Source organism: Ruegeria sp. BI11 (assembly GCF_056538005.1).
This window is the reverse complement of the sequence record NZ_JBQFSM010000017.1, coordinates 1-12,609: the sequence shown is the minus strand read 5'-3', so window position 1 is coordinate 12,609 and position 12,609 is coordinate 1. Positions and strand designations below refer to the sequence as shown.

16 protein-coding genes are annotated in these 12,609 nt (G+C 57.8%); 9 read left to right on the top strand and 7 right to left on the bottom strand.

Annotated elements, in window-relative coordinates; all coding sequences use genetic code 11:
- The first annotated feature begins 3 nt into the window (after positions 1-3).
- From ACR0DT_RS22815 to ACR0DT_RS22795, 5 genes are read left to right on the top strand one after another with little or no spacing between them, the layout of a single operon-like run.
- Complete coding sequence (locus ACR0DT_RS22815; protein ID WP_480712968.1) at positions 4-474, top strand: HPr kinase/phosphorylase; 471 nt, start codon at positions 4-6, stop codon at positions 472-474.
- On the top strand, positions 459-1,352 hold the full coding sequence (rapZ, locus tag ACR0DT_RS22810; protein ID WP_480712967.1) for an RNase adapter RapZ: 894 nt from the start codon (positions 459-461) through the stop codon (positions 1,350-1,352). Before ACR0DT_RS22815 ends, rapZ begins: the two co-directional genes overlap by 16 nt.
- On the top strand, positions 1,349-1,756 hold the full coding sequence (locus ACR0DT_RS22805) for a PTS sugar transporter subunit IIA (RefSeq protein WP_170350392.1): 408 nt from the start codon (positions 1,349-1,351) through the stop codon (positions 1,754-1,756). The genes rapZ and ACR0DT_RS22805 overlap by 4 nt, the downstream gene beginning before the upstream one ends.
- Before the next feature lie 2 nt (positions 1,757-1,758).
- Positions 1,759-2,028, top strand: a complete 270-nt coding sequence (locus tag ACR0DT_RS22800) for an HPr family phosphocarrier protein (protein WP_058283623.1) — start codon at positions 1,759-1,761, stop codon at positions 2,026-2,028.
- Between the two features lie 39 nt (positions 2,029-2,067).
- Positions 2,068-2,967 (top strand): lysophospholipid acyltransferase family protein, encoded by a 900-nt coding sequence (locus tag ACR0DT_RS22795; protein ID WP_480712966.1) that lies wholly within the window; start codon positions 2,068-2,070, stop codon positions 2,965-2,967.
- Positions 2,968-3,025: 58 nt separating this feature from the next.
- Here the strand turns inward: ACR0DT_RS22795 and ACR0DT_RS22790 are convergent, their stop codons facing one another.
- The gene (locus ACR0DT_RS22790; RefSeq protein ID WP_480712965.1) at positions 3,026-3,901 is read right to left on the bottom strand and encodes a 3-hydroxybutyryl-CoA dehydrogenase; all 876 of its coding nucleotides are present in this window, start codon (positions 3,899-3,901) and stop codon (positions 3,026-3,028) included.
- A gap of 164 nt (positions 3,902-4,065) precedes the next feature.
- On the opposite strand from ACR0DT_RS22790, the gene ACR0DT_RS22785 reads away from it, so the two are divergent.
- Positions 4,066-4,887, top strand: coding sequence for a DUF6473 family protein (locus tag ACR0DT_RS22785; protein ID WP_480712964.1), 822 nt, complete (start codon positions 4,066-4,068; stop codon positions 4,885-4,887).
- Between the two features lie 61 nt (positions 4,888-4,948).
- On the opposite strand, the gene ACR0DT_RS22780 is transcribed toward ACR0DT_RS22785, so the two are convergent.
- From ACR0DT_RS22780 to ACR0DT_RS22755, 6 genes are all read right to left on the bottom strand, one after another.
- Positions 4,949-5,878, bottom strand: a complete 930-nt coding sequence (locus tag ACR0DT_RS22780; RefSeq protein ID WP_480712963.1) for an electron transfer flavoprotein subunit alpha/FixB family protein — start codon at positions 5,876-5,878, stop codon at positions 4,949-4,951.
- Positions 5,878-6,636, bottom strand: coding sequence for an electron transfer flavoprotein subunit beta/FixA family protein (locus ACR0DT_RS22775; protein WP_480712962.1), 759 nt, complete (start codon positions 6,634-6,636; stop codon positions 5,878-5,880). The genes ACR0DT_RS22780 and ACR0DT_RS22775 overlap by 1 nt, the downstream gene beginning before the upstream one ends.
- A gap of 162 nt (positions 6,637-6,798) precedes the next feature.
- Complete coding sequence (locus ACR0DT_RS22770) at positions 6,799-7,371, bottom strand: cob(I)yrinic acid a,c-diamide adenosyltransferase (protein ID WP_480712961.1); 573 nt, start codon at positions 7,369-7,371, stop codon at positions 6,799-6,801.
- Positions 7,372-7,575: a twin transmembrane helix small protein gene (locus ACR0DT_RS22765; RefSeq protein WP_480712960.1), complete on the bottom strand. Its 204-nt coding sequence runs from the start codon at positions 7,573-7,575 to the stop codon at positions 7,372-7,374. It abuts the gene before it with no gap.
- A gap of 80 nt (positions 7,576-7,655) precedes the next feature.
- Positions 7,656-8,483 (bottom strand): SDR family NAD(P)-dependent oxidoreductase, encoded by an 828-nt coding sequence (locus ACR0DT_RS22760; RefSeq protein ID WP_480712959.1) that lies wholly within the window; start codon positions 8,481-8,483, stop codon positions 7,656-7,658.
- A 69-nt stretch (positions 8,484-8,552) separates the two neighbouring features.
- The gene (locus ACR0DT_RS22755; protein WP_480712958.1) at positions 8,553-9,161 is read right to left on the bottom strand and encodes an SH3 domain-containing protein; all 609 of its coding nucleotides are present in this window, start codon (positions 9,159-9,161) and stop codon (positions 8,553-8,555) included.
- A gap of 202 nt (positions 9,162-9,363) precedes the next feature.
- Between ACR0DT_RS22755 and parC the strand changes: the two genes are divergently transcribed.
- The 3 genes from parC to ACR0DT_RS22740 all read left to right on the top strand — a co-directional run.
- Positions 9,364-11,712, top strand: a complete 2,349-nt coding sequence (gene parC / locus ACR0DT_RS22750; RefSeq protein WP_480712957.1) for a DNA topoisomerase IV subunit A — start codon at positions 9,364-9,366, stop codon at positions 11,710-11,712.
- Between the two features lie 98 nt (positions 11,713-11,810).
- Positions 11,811-12,404: a hypothetical protein gene (locus ACR0DT_RS22745; RefSeq protein WP_480712956.1), complete on the top strand. Its 594-nt coding sequence runs from the start codon at positions 11,811-11,813 to the stop codon at positions 12,402-12,404.
- A 114-nt stretch (positions 12,405-12,518) separates the two neighbouring features.
- The coding region (locus ACR0DT_RS22740; protein WP_215675807.1) for a GTP-binding protein at positions 12,519-12,609 on the top strand (91 nt) is incomplete at its 3' end.

The following is a 12,609-nucleotide window of genomic DNA, read 5'->3' as shown; positions in this document are numbered from 1 at the left end:
CGTATGAGCGGCCAGACCCTTTTAGGCATTCAACATCAGGACACGGCTATTCTCCACGCGACATGTGTTGCCGTTGAGGGGCGCGGCGTATTGATCCTGGGGCAGTCGGGGTCCGGCAAATCGGCGCTGGCCTTACAGATGATGGCTTACGGTGCAGCGCTGGTTGCCGATGACCGGGTTGCCCTGTCCATGGTGAATGAAACGGTCATGGCTGATGCTGCTCAAAATCTGCGCGGATTGATCGAGGCGCGCGGTATCGGCTTGCTTCAAGCGCACGCTGCGGGGGCAACTCCGATCCACTATGTGGTGGATCTTGATCAAAACGAACCAGATCGCTTGCCCGATCCCGATACGATCTTAATTCTGAGGCAATCTGTTCTCTTGCTTAGGGCGGCGGGCGTCCCCAACTTGGCGGCAGCACTCATGCAACTTTTGAAAATGGGGCGCGTGGATCCTGAATGGCCCAGCACATGACATCGCAACGGCGTATCGTTCTGGTCACCGGCCCCTCGGGCGCTGGGCGTTCGACGGCGATCCGTGTTCTTGAAGACCTTGGTTTTGAAGCAATCGACAATTTGCCTATGGGTTTGTTGATGCGCCTGCTGGAAGGTCCGCAAAGCGATCGTCCCATGGCGTTGGGCATCGACGCCCGCAATCGCGATTTCTCGACTATCGGATTTATAGAATTAGCGGTCCGGCTTCGGCGGATGGAGCAGGTCGACCTGACAACGCTTTATCTTGATTGCAGCGATGACGTGCTGCTCAGACGATTTTCGGAAACTCGGCGTCGGCACCCTGTGGCCACCGACGCCAGCCCGGAAACTGGTGTGCGGCAGGAAAAGGAGCTGCTGGCCCCGATCCGCGAAATTGCAGATACGCTGATCGACACCACTCCGCTTAACATCCACCAATTGCGCGAAGAGGTCGAACGCTGGTTTGCCCCAAAGGACGGGCGGCATCTGGCCGTGTCGATTGAATCGTTCTCGTACAAACGTGGATTGCCACGCGGTTTGGATATGGTGTTTGATTGCCGGTTTTTGGCCAACCCGTATTGGCGTCCGGAATTGCGGGCGGAAGATGGTCGAAACCCCGATGTCGCGCACTATGTTCAGTCGGACACGAACTACGCACCGTTTTTCGACCGGGTGGTGGATCTGTTGAAACTCTTGCTGCCGACCTTCCGGGCCGAGGGCAAAGCCCATCTGTCCGTGGCCTTTGGGTGTACCGGAGGGCAACACAGGTCGGTGGCCATGGCTGAAGCGGTTGCAAAGGCCCTTGCAGAGGAGGGGCAGCAAGTGGCAATTAGGCACCGCGAAATGGAACGTCGATCGTTGAATGTGAGGCCGGATTGATCGGAATCGTACTCGTAGCACATGGTGGGTTGGCCAAGGAATATCTGGCCGCCATGCAGCATGTGGTCGGAAAGCAGCCCGGCCTGGTCGCGATTTCGATCGAGGCTGATCATGACCGCGCCGCAAAGCAGGCGGAAATCTGTGCGGCTGCCGACAGTGTCGATGTCGGGGACGGGGTTGTCGTAGTGACTGACCTGTTTGGGGGCAGCCCATCGAATCTGAGCCTACGGGCTTGCGCGCCGCAGGATCGCCGTATCCTTTACGGTGCAAATCTGCCTATGTTGATAAAACTGGCCAAAACACGCCACCTGCCCATTGCGGATTCCGTGCGGCAGGCGATGGAGGCTGGACGCAAATATATCAATGCGCAAAACATTACATTAGAAGAAGACCGGACAGATTAAGAATGACCAACCGAAGCCTGAAAATCATTAATGAAAAAGGTTTGCATGCCCGCGCCTCGGCCAAGCTGGTTGAGGTGGTCGAGGGCTTTGACGCGCGGGTAGAAGTGTCCAAAGACGGTTTTTCTGCATCGGGCGACAGTATAATGGGCCTTTTGATGTTGGCAGCCTCGCGCGGAACGACTATTGACGTCGAGACGTCCGGACCGGATGCTGAGGCGTTGGCTGATGCGTTGGAAACCCTGGTGAACGACAAGTTCGGGGAAGGTTTCTGACCTTATCCGCCGCGCGACGAAGAACGGGAAGACCAGGAATTGGCGGAAACAACGCACGAGACCAAGACAGGCCCGGTGGTGGATGGGACCGAGGACCAGGGCGAAATCTACGACCGTAGAACCCTGACCTACGCGAACTCGTTCGACGACGCTTGGACATCAACAGCGATCCGCGCCATCGAATGGTGCACGGGTAAGCTGACCATTTTGCGCATGGTCAACAAATTCGAGAAAAAGAACGAATACTATCGCGGCCAACGGTTCTGGGGTGGTGCGCTCAAAACGATGGGCATCAACCTGACCACTCCTCAGGAACAGATTGCGAGAATCCCGCAAGAAGGGCCTGTTGTCGTGGTGGCGAACCACCCCCATGGGATGGTCGACGGCATGATCCTAGCCGAGCTGATCGGTCGGGTTCGGAGTGACTATCGTATCCTAACCCGCTCGGTTCTGACTGGTCTGGATGAGGCCGCGACGTCGTTTATGATCCCGGTGCCATTCCCGCATGACCCCGAAGCGCAAACCAAGATGCTTGAGATGCGCAGCAAGTCGATGGACCATCTGAAAGAAGGTGGCGTCGTTGCCCTGTTCCCATCAGGCGTGGTGATGTCTTCGGACGATTGGTTCGGCCCGGCGCAGGAGCGGGAATGGAACGTGTTCACCGCCAAGATGATTCGCCGGTCCGGTGCCCGTGTGGTGCCGATCTATTTCCCGGGTAGTAACTCGCGCGCCTATCAGATTGCCAACAAACTGTCCCCGATCCTGCGGCAAGGGCTTTTGCTGCACGAGATCGTGCGGTCGTGCAACAAACCGCAATCTCCGGTTATCGGCGATCCGATCTCGGACGAGGACATGCAATTGCTGGAACGCGACCCGCGTGGCTTTATGACCTGGCTCAGAGAGCACACAATGTCACTGGGCGAAACGCACAAACGCTGATCCGTTTCTTTAACTGGCTTCAAACATTCCGGGGTGAGGGGGCTGATCCCCCTCTGCCTCAGCGCGTCGGAACGGGAACCTCGCCCCGATAGTCATAAAAACCGCGATCGGTTTTACGTCCCAACCACCCGGCTTCGACATATTTTGTCAACAGCGGGCAGGGGCGGTACTTGGTATCGGCCAAGCCTTCGTGCAGCACGTTCATGATAGCTAAACAGGTATCCAAACCGATAAAATCGGCCAATTCCAGTGGTCCCATAGGGTGGTTTGCGCCCAGCTTCATGGATTGGTCGATGGATTGCACGTTCCCGACGCCTTCGTACAGCGTATAGACCGCCTCGTTGATCATCGGCATCAGAATACGGTTCACGATGAAGGCGGGAAAGTCCTCGGCGCTGGCAGCGGTTTTGCCCAGGCGATCCACTACGGCCTTGCAGGTGTTGAAGGTCTCTTCATCCGTGGCAATACCGCGGATTAGCTCGACCAGCTGCATCACCGGCACGGGGTTCATGAAGTGAAAGCCCATAAACCGTTCGGGCCGGTCAGTGCGGCTGGCCAGCCGGGTGATCGAAATCGAAGACGTGTTCGACGTCAGAATCGTATGCGGCTGCAGGTGCGGTTGCAGGTCTTCGAATATCGCCTGCTTGATCGCCTCGCGTTCGGTGGCGGCTTCGATCACCAGATCTGTCTGTCCTAGCTCCGGTAGAGCGAGTGTCGTACCAATCCGCTTAAGCGCAGCCTGCATCGCATCCTCGGTAATTTTCCCGCGCGATGCCTGACGTGCCATGTTGCCTTCGATCGTGACTAAGGCGGCGTCCAGCGCATCCTGGTTCACGTCGTTGAGCAGAACGTCATACTCCGCCAGTGCCAGGACGTGGGCGATGCCATTACCCATCTGGCCTGCGCCAATCACTCCGACTGATTTTACGTCCATGTTCTGATGCCTCTGTGTCTCGGGGTTGGGGGGACAGTACCGGCAGATCGGTAGGGGCGGCAAGGGGATCGAACCCATCGAATTTGCTTCAAATGCGCACATTAGGAATATCTCAAGACATGCGGCTGCAAGGTGGCAAGTGGGTGAAAAATTGGGTGAGTTTTATGAGCTATCATCAAACAGGCTCGGCAGGTGCCGGGCATGCCGTATGCCAATATGGCCAGTCGCGTCTTTGGTTTCGTGGGCCTGAAAGGTCTTTGGACACGGCCTATATAGCTTGCGTTGGTGGGGATGAGACCTATGGACGGTTTGTTGACCGTCCCTTTGCGGCAATTCTCGAGGACAGGTTGGACCGGCGCTGTCTTAATCTGGGCAGCCTCTTTTGCGGGGTTGAGGCGCTGTGTGGTGACGCGGGTCTGTTCACACTGCTGAATGGGGCTGAACTGTGCGTTTTGCAAACGCCTGGGGTTCTGAGTCAGTCGAATCACTTTTATCGTGTCCATCCCCGGCGCAATGATCGTGTTCTGGCGCCAACTCAGGATCTGATCGACCTCTACCCCGAGGTCGACTTTACCGACGTTCATTTCGTGTGCCATCTGATGGGACGATTGCAGGGCTATCAGGACGCTCGTTTTGAAGTTGTGGCCGACGAGCTGCGCCGCAACTGGATTCGGAAAATCAGTGACTTTTTGCAAAGGTTGGAGGTTCCGGTCCTTTTGCTGGGCCTGGAGGTGCTGACCCTCAACGAACGCGAACATCAGGGTCAAAGAACGCCAGTTGCGGTCACATCCAAAATGCTCGAGGCGGTGCGTCCACTCTGTGCGGATTGTGTGGAAGCTTCGGCCTATGTGTCCGGGCAATCCGATGAGCTTGAGGATATGTTGTTCGGCACTTTGCAGCAGCCGATGGCTGAGCACATGATTGGTCCGGCGGCACACAGATCCATTGCGGATGCCCTAGTTGGGCCAATTCGAAACCTGCATTGAAAAAAGGCCCGCCTTTAAGCGGGCCTTTTCCGGTTTTCAGTTGAAAAACCTTATCTTACGATCAGCCGAGTTTTTCGGTGAGTTCCGGCACGGCTTGGAACAGGTCAGCGACCAGACCGAAGTCGGCGACTTGGAAGATCGGTGCTTCTTCGTCCTTATTGATCGCGACGATAACTTTCGAGTCCTTCATGCCGGCCAGGTGTTGAATCGCGCCCGAGATGCCGACAGCGACATACAGATCGGGGGCAACGACCTTACCGGTCTGACCCACCTGCCAGTCGTTCGGCGCATAGCCCGAGTCGACGGCCGCGCGCGAGGCGCCAACCGCAGCGCCCAGCTTGTCGGCCAGACCTTCGATCAGTTTGAAGTCCTCTTCCGAGCCGACACCACGGCCGCCCGAGACAACGACACCAGCCGAGGTCAGTTCCGGACGGTCGCTCTCGGCCACTTTGTCCTCGACCCACGACGACAAGCCTTCGGAGCCCGGAACCGAGATGGTCTCGACCGGGGCCGCGCCACCTTCGCCCGCCGCGTCAAAGCTGGCGGTCCGCAGAGTGACGACCTTTTTTGCGTCGTTCGATTTCACGGTCTGGATCGCGTTGCCCGCATAGATCGGACGCTCGAAGGTCGAACCGTCAACCACACCGGACGCATCCGAGATCACCATCACGTCCAGCAGCGCGGCAACGCGCGGCATCACGTTCTTGGCGTCGGTGGTCGCGGGGGCAACGATGTGCTCGTAGCCATCGGCCAGCGACACGATCAGGGCGGCGGTCGATTCCGCCAAGCGGTGACCCAGCGATGCGTCTTCAGCGACCAGAACCTTGGACACTCCATCGATCTTGGCAGCAGCCTCACCAGCAGCGGCGGCGGAACCACCAGCGGCCAGAATGGTGATGTCGCCCAGAGCCTTCGAGGCGTTGACGGCCTTGGCGGTGGCGTCTAGCGACAGCTCACCATTGTTAACTTCAGCCAGAAGAAGAACAGCCATTACACAGCCCCCGCTTCTTTGAGTTTTCCGACCAGCTCGTCGACCGAGCCCACGATGATACCAGCGGCGCGTGCCGGTGGCTCTTCGGTTTTGACGACTTCCAGGCGCGGAGTGACGTCGACGCCGTAATCGGCGGCGGTTTTCTCATCCAGCGGCTTTTTCTTCGCCTTCATGATGTTGGGCAGCGACGCATAGCGCGGTTCGTTCAGGCGCAGGTCTACAGTGACGATGGTCGGCATCTTGACGCTGATGGTCTGCAGACCGCCGTCCACCTCGCGGGTGATCTTGGCGGCGTCGCCTTCGATGTCCAGCTCGGACGCAAAGGTGCCTTGCGACCAGCCCAGCAGGGCCGACAGCATCTGACCGGTGGCGTTCATGTCATTGTCGATCGCCTGCTTGCCGCACAGAACGACGCCGGGCTGCTCTTCCTCAACCACTTTGGCCAAGATCTTGGCAACGGCCAGCGGCTCGATATCCTGATGCACGTCATCAGCAGCCACAACCAGAATGGCGCGGTCGGCGCCCATGGCCAGTGCGGTACGCAGGGTTTCCTGCGCTTGCTTGACACCGATCGAAACGGCAACAACCTCATCGGCTTTGCCAGCTTCTTTCAGGCGGATCGCTTCTTCCACCGCAATCTCGTCGAACGGGTTCATCGACATTTTGACATTGGCGAGATCGACACCGCTACCGTCCGCTTTAACGCGGACCTTCACATTGTAGTCAATCACGCGTTTGACAGGCACGAGTACCTTCATTTTGCGCTTGCTCCTCACAAAAAACGGTAAGCCGCTATGCGACTCCACCAATGCTCTCGGACGTCTGAATAGCGCCTGAATTCGCCCTGCAACAGAGCAAAATCGTCACGTCATGGGTTTGGGACGTCGCGTTTCGTGTTTTTTGACGTAGCGGCCCGCGACTTAGCGGTTTGCGCCCGGCACCCACAGCACATCTTGAGTGCCATTTTCATTGGCGCAGCGCGCAGCCACGAAGAACCAGTCGCTGAGGCGATTGAGGTATTTCACCGCAACCTCATTCACCGGTTCCATGTTGGTCAGTTCAACCGCCAACCGCTCGGCCCGGCGCGAGACGGTGCGGCACACATGCAGATGCGCCGCCAGACGCGAGCCGCCCGGCAAAATGAAACTGCGCAGCGGTTCCAGCGTTTCGTTCATGGCGTCGATTTCGGTTTCCAGCCGATCGATCTGGGCAGGAACGATGCGCAGCGGGGGATAGTCAGCTTCGGCGTCCTTCTCCATGTCGGGGCGACAAAAATCGGCACCCAGATCGAAAAGGTCGTTCTGAATGCGGGACAGGGCGGCCTCAACCTCGCCGTCGGCTTCGGTGCGGGCGACGCCAACGAATGAGTTCAGTTCGTCCACGGTGCCATAGGCGGCAACGCGACCGGAGTACTTAGCAACCCGCTCACCATTACCCAGAGCGGTTTTGCCGTCATCGCCTGTGCGGGTGTAAATCTTGTTCAGAACGACCATCTATTGTGCTCCTTGCCCACGCAGCCAGACGTAAAGCACGATCAGCACTACGGCAATGAACTGAAACAAGATGCGCAGGCGCATCATCTTGTTGCTTTTCATTGCGGCCTCTTTACCGCTTTTGCCGAAATTTGAGATGCCAATCGCCAGCACGACGACAACAGCCGCCATAGCCAACAGCAAGATGACCATCAAAAGGTCCATGGGTACACCGTCCGCGTTTCTTAATTCCTTGGGCTATCATCTAGCCCCGCAGGCGCAAAAAGCGAACGGGTAATATTGCCTCAGACGTCCGACAGGATGCGGTCGATGGTGCGGGTCGGCAGAAAGCGGCGCAGGCATCCGGCGATATAGGTTGGCGTCGTCACATAATATCGTGAGCGCGGTCGTTTCGATTCAACCGCATGGGCCAACTTGTCGGTTACGGCCGACGCAGGCAGTTCGAATCGGTCCGGCCCCGAAGATTCGTACAGTCTTTTCAACAACGAAGACTCGTACCGCTCGCGCAGGGGCGAGTTCTGCCAGTTGATGAATTTTTCAAAAAAGGGGATCGAGTTCTCGCGGATTTTCGAGGTGATCGGGCCAGGTTCGATCAGGACGACCTTGATATTGGTATCGGCCAGCTCCAGGCGCAGTGTGTCCGTCAGACCTTCGACCGCGTATTTCGTGGCGACATAGGCCCCACGCCACGGAATGGCCACCAGCCCCAGCACGGATGAGTTCTGAACGATTCGCCCATGCCCCTGTGCTCGCATGATTGGAATCACCTGCCGGGTCAGTTCGTGCCAGCCAAAGAAATTGGCCTCGAATATTTCGCGCAGGCCATCCGTCGGCAAATCCTCGACCGCGCCGGGCAAGCCGTGTGCGCCATTGTTGAACAGTGCATCCAGCGTGCCGCCTGTGGCTTCAAGCACCGAGGCCAGGCCCGAGGTGATGCTGTCTGCATCTGTGTAATCAATGCATGGGCTTTCAAACCCCTGGGCCCGCAGCCGGTCGCAATCGCGCTGCTGGCGGCAGGAGGCAAACACCCGCCAGCCTCGGGCGCGCATGCCGTGCGCAGCATCTAGGCCAATGCCCGAGGAACAGCCGGTGATAAGAATAGTTTTCTGCATGGTCTTCCTGAATCTGAACCTGATCCATAGCTATGGCCCGGTTCAGGTCAGGACAATGACACGACTGCATCAGTTTGAGGTTTTTCGCACCAGTGAGGCCGAAATCCATCCGACCTGTTGCTGCGGCAACACGCGCAGGCGCAGCCATCCGGTTCCGGATTCGCTCAGCACCTCTACCTTCTGGCCGATGGTCGCCTTGCCGATGATTGGATAGATCGTGCCCGGTCCGTCGCGCATGTTCACACGGGTTCCCGAAATCTCGCGTATGTCCTTTTCGGGTTCGGGGACCACGGGTGTTTTGGCCACGTCTTCCTGCACATCGTCTGCGACTTGGCGTAAGCCCGTCACACCGTCCTCAAGCGAAGCGAGTGTAATGTTTGCACTTTGATCTTCGAAGACCGACAGAGTTGAGAAAGAGCTGAGGCTGGCGTCATCCGCTACGAATTCGACCACTTCTTCTAAAACGGGTTCAGATTGCACGGGCACAACCGGCGCGCGGGCGACGACATTAGTCACAAGCTCTTTGGCCGGGGCAGGGGTGACGGACGTCGCTGGGGCGGCTGCGATACGAACTGGTTGCTCGGCGCGCAGGCCACGCGGTTCGAAATCCGGTCCACCACTCATTACGTAAAAGCACCAACCAAGTGCAGTGAAAGTGATAACAATAAGGCGCGTCATGGCGCATCCCCCGGGTCAATCGTAAGAAACAAGAAATAGGCAGCAGTCTAATTCGGTCAGATTACCATATTTCCGGCGTGGAGTCGAAAAACGGGGGAAATCGGGGGGTTGCCTCCCCCTGTTGCAAAAAGCGCCACTTGTCCCCAGCAAAATGCACGCTGCTTGCTTTACCAGCGCGCGCTTGCGGCGTATCACATCATATATGAACGACACGATCGACGACCCCAATATGGAGGCCCCCGACAATGGGGGCGAGATAGCCGAACCGCTGCGCCGCGCGATTGGCGAACGCTATCTGACCTATGCGCTGTCCACCATCATGCACCGGGCGCTGCCCGATGCGCGGGATGGTTTGAAGCCGGTTCACCGGCGAATTCTCTACGCGATGCGCGAGCTGCGACTCAGTGCGACGGGTGGTTTCCGTAAATCCGCGAAGATTTCTGGCGACGTGATGGGTAACTATCACCCGCATGGCGATGCCGCGATCTACGACGCAATGGCGCGCTTGGCGCAGGACTTCAACGTCCGTTACCCGCTGGTCGACGGGCAGGGGAACTTCGGCAACATCGACGGCGACAACCCGGCGGCCTCACGATATACCGAGGCAAGGATGACCATCGTGGCCGAGGCGCTGCTGGAAGGTCTGAACGAAGACGCCGTCGATTTCCGTGACAACTATGATGGCACGCTAACCGAGCCGGTCGTGTTGCCCGCGCAGTTCCCGAACCTGCTGGCCAACGGTGCCAGCGGTATTGCGGTGGGGATGGCGACGAATATCCCGCCTCATAATATCTCAGACCTGTGCGATGCCTGTCTGCATCTGATCAAGACGCCCGACGCACGTGATGACACGCTGCTGAACTATGTGCCCGGTCCGGATTTCCCGACCGGCGGAGTGATTGTCGAGCCGCCCGAGAACATTGCGCAAGCCTATCGCACCGGTCGCGGATCGTTCCGCTTGCGCTGTAAATATGAGGTCGAGGATCTGGGGCGTGGCCAGTGGCAGATCATCGTCACCGAGATTCCCTATCAGGTTCAGAAATCCAAGCTGATCGAAAAGATCGCCGAGCTGATCCAGACCAAGAAAATCCCGATCCTTGCCGATGTGCGCGACGAGTCTGCCGACGACATCCGCCTGATCCTCGAGCCGCGCTCCAAGAATGTGGACCCTGAGGTGCTGATGGGGATGCTCTATCGCAACTCGGACCTTGAGGTGCGGTTCAGCCTGAACATGAACGTGCTGATCGATGGCGTGACGCCCAAGGTCTGCTCGATGAAGGAAGTGCTGCGCGCCTTCCTCGATCACCGGCAAGAGGTGCTGCTGCGCCGCTCGCGCCACCGCATGGCGAAGATCGACCACCGGCTGGAAGTGTTGGAGGGCTTTATTGTTGCCTTCCTCAACCTTGACCGCGTGATCGACATTATCCGATATGACGACGATCCCAAAGCAGCGCTGATGCGCGAGGATTGGGGTATCGATCACGTCCGTGCGAACGATGAGTCCGATTATGTCTCGCCCAAGCCGGGCGAGGGCGAACTGTCCGAGGTTCAGGTCGACGCCATTCTTAACATGCGCCTGCGCAGCCTGCGCCGTCTGGAAGAGATGGAACTGGTCCGTGAACGCGACGAGTTGATGCTGGAACGCGCCAACCTCGAAGATCTGTTGGCTGACGAAGGCCTGCAATGGGCCAAGATCGCCGAGCAGCTGAAAGAGACCAAAAAGACCTTCGGCAAAGATTACGAGGGCGGCGCGCGCCGAACCCAGTTCGCCGAGGCCGGGCAGGTCGAAGAAGTTCCGCTTGAGGCGATGATCGATAAGGAGCCAATTACGGTCGTCTGTTCTCAGATGGGCTGGATTCGCGCCATGACCGGACATATCGACCTGAAGCGAGAACTTAAGTTCAAGGACGGAGACGGCCCGCGTTTCATCTTCCATGCGGAAACGACTGATCGGCTGCTGGTGTTTGCTTCGAACGGGCGATTCTACACGGTCAGCGCCGCCAACCTTCCCGGCGGGCGAGGCATGGGTGAACCGTTGCGCTTGATGGTCGATCTGCCAAACGAAGCGCAGATCATCGACATTCTGATCCACAAACCGGGGCGCAAGCTGCTGGTAGCCTCGGATGCGGGTAACGGCTTTATGGTGCCCGAGGATGACGTGCTGGCCCAAACCCGAAACGGCAAGCAGGTGCTGAACGTCAAAGGGGATGAGACCGCGATGATCTGCAAACCGGTCACTGGTGATCACGTGGCGGTGGTGTCTCAGAACGGTAAATTCTTGGTCTTCCCAACCGAAGAGCTGCCAGAGATGGGGCGCGGCAAGGGCGTGCGTTTGCAGAAATACAACATGGCACGTGGCCGTCAGGGTACGTTGGAGCTGGATGGCGGTTTGTCAGACCTGACCACCTTCAACTGGGAAGAGGGCCTGAAATGGTCCATGGGCGGTGAGAAAACCCGGCACGAAGCCGATATGTCCCAATGGCTGGCTAAACGCGCCAGTGTTGGGAAAAAGCCGCCCTATGGGTTCCCGCGCAGCTATAAATTCTCGTGATTGCGCGTCGGGTGCCGGTAGAATTTCGCCGATACGGCTTGGCACAGGCCGTATCGGTGCGCTAGACCAAAGAAAAACAGGCCTATCGAGACGAACTCATGCTGCGCATTCTGACTTTGATCACCGGATTGGCCCTGATGGGCGCCTGCACCCAAACACAAGTTTATGAAGAGCCTGAATCGCTGGGCGAATTCAAGCTGCGGGTTAACTATGCCTTCGCAGACAAGGCTGTGCAGGGACCGGTCAGCCGCGATGCCACGCCGGATGAATGGACCTCCGCTATTCAGAATGCAGTTGATATTAGGCTGGGTCGTTATGAAGGCGTGCAGGAATATGACATCGGCATCAGTCTCGAGGGCTATATGCTGGCCCCCCCAGGCATTCCAGTAATCTACAACCCCAAAAGCACCGCGATCGTGCTGGTCAACGTGTATGACGTGAACAAGAAAGAGTTCCTCGCCAAGGGCAAACAGTTCCAGGTTCTCGAAGATACAACCGGGGAAAGTGCCTTGGCGGGATCAGGGCATTCGCGCACCAAGGAAGAACAAATGAGCGGTTTGGCCCTGAAAGTCGCAGACCGAGTCGAGGAATGGCTGGCCGAGGAACACAAGGACAATGGCTGGTTTGATCGCCGCCCGGACTTGATCCAACCGCTCGAATCCGACGTAGTCACGCAAAATCCGGCGTCTTAAGCTTCTTTTTAACGCAGGATGTGCTTGATTTTCCCCTTTGAACCAAATATCTCGCGCGCGCAGATGTAACCACGGGACCAAGGGTCCCCCAAATCGCAAAAGGGCGCCTGAGGAATGGCAAAGGAAAAGTTTGAGCGTACAAAACCGCACGTCAACATCGGCACGATTGGGCACGTTGACCACGGTAAAACCACGCTGACCGCAG

What these genes read in the sequence shown, in the direction of transcription:
- ACR0DT_RS22815 (WP_480712968.1), top strand. Translation starts at nt 4, where the DNA reads ATGAGCGGCCAGACCCTTTTAGGCATTCAACATCAGGACACGGCTATT.
- rapZ (WP_480712967.1), top strand. Translation starts at nt 459, where the DNA reads ATGGCCCAGCACATGACATCGCAACGGCGTATCGTTCTGGTCACCGGC.
- ACR0DT_RS22800 (WP_058283623.1), top strand. Translation starts at nt 1,759, where the DNA reads ATGACCAACCGAAGCCTGAAAATCATTAATGAAAAAGGTTTGCATGCC.
- ACR0DT_RS22790 (WP_480712965.1), bottom strand. Translation starts at nt 3,901, where the DNA reads ATGGACGTAAAATCAGTCGGAGTGATTGGCGCAGGCCAGATGGGTAAT.
- ACR0DT_RS22785 (WP_480712964.1), top strand. Translation starts at nt 4,066, where the DNA reads ATGAGCTATCATCAAACAGGCTCGGCAGGTGCCGGGCATGCCGTATGC.
- ACR0DT_RS22780 (WP_480712963.1), bottom strand. Translation starts at nt 5,878, where the DNA reads ATGGCTGTTCTTCTTCTGGCTGAAGTTAACAATGGTGAGCTGTCGCTA.
- ACR0DT_RS22775 (WP_480712962.1), bottom strand. Translation starts at nt 6,636, where the DNA reads ATGAAGGTACTCGTGCCTGTCAAACGCGTGATTGACTACAATGTGAAG.
- ACR0DT_RS22770 (WP_480712961.1), bottom strand. Translation starts at nt 7,371, where the DNA reads ATGGTCGTTCTGAACAAGATTTACACCCGCACAGGCGATGACGGCAAA.
- ACR0DT_RS22765 (WP_480712960.1), bottom strand. Translation starts at nt 7,575, where the DNA reads ATGGACCTTTTGATGGTCATCTTGCTGTTGGCTATGGCGGCTGTTGTC.
- ACR0DT_RS22760 (WP_480712959.1), bottom strand. Translation starts at nt 8,483, where the DNA reads ATGCAGAAAACTATTCTTATCACCGGCTGTTCCTCGGGCATTGGCCTA.
- ACR0DT_RS22755 (WP_480712958.1), bottom strand. Translation starts at nt 9,161, where the DNA reads ATGACGCGCCTTATTGTTATCACTTTCACTGCACTTGGTTGGTGCTTT.
- parC (WP_480712957.1), top strand. Translation starts at nt 9,364, where the DNA reads ATGAACGACACGATCGACGACCCCAATATGGAGGCCCCCGACAATGGG.
- ACR0DT_RS22745 (WP_480712956.1), top strand. Translation starts at nt 11,811, where the DNA reads ATGCTGCGCATTCTGACTTTGATCACCGGATTGGCCCTGATGGGCGCC.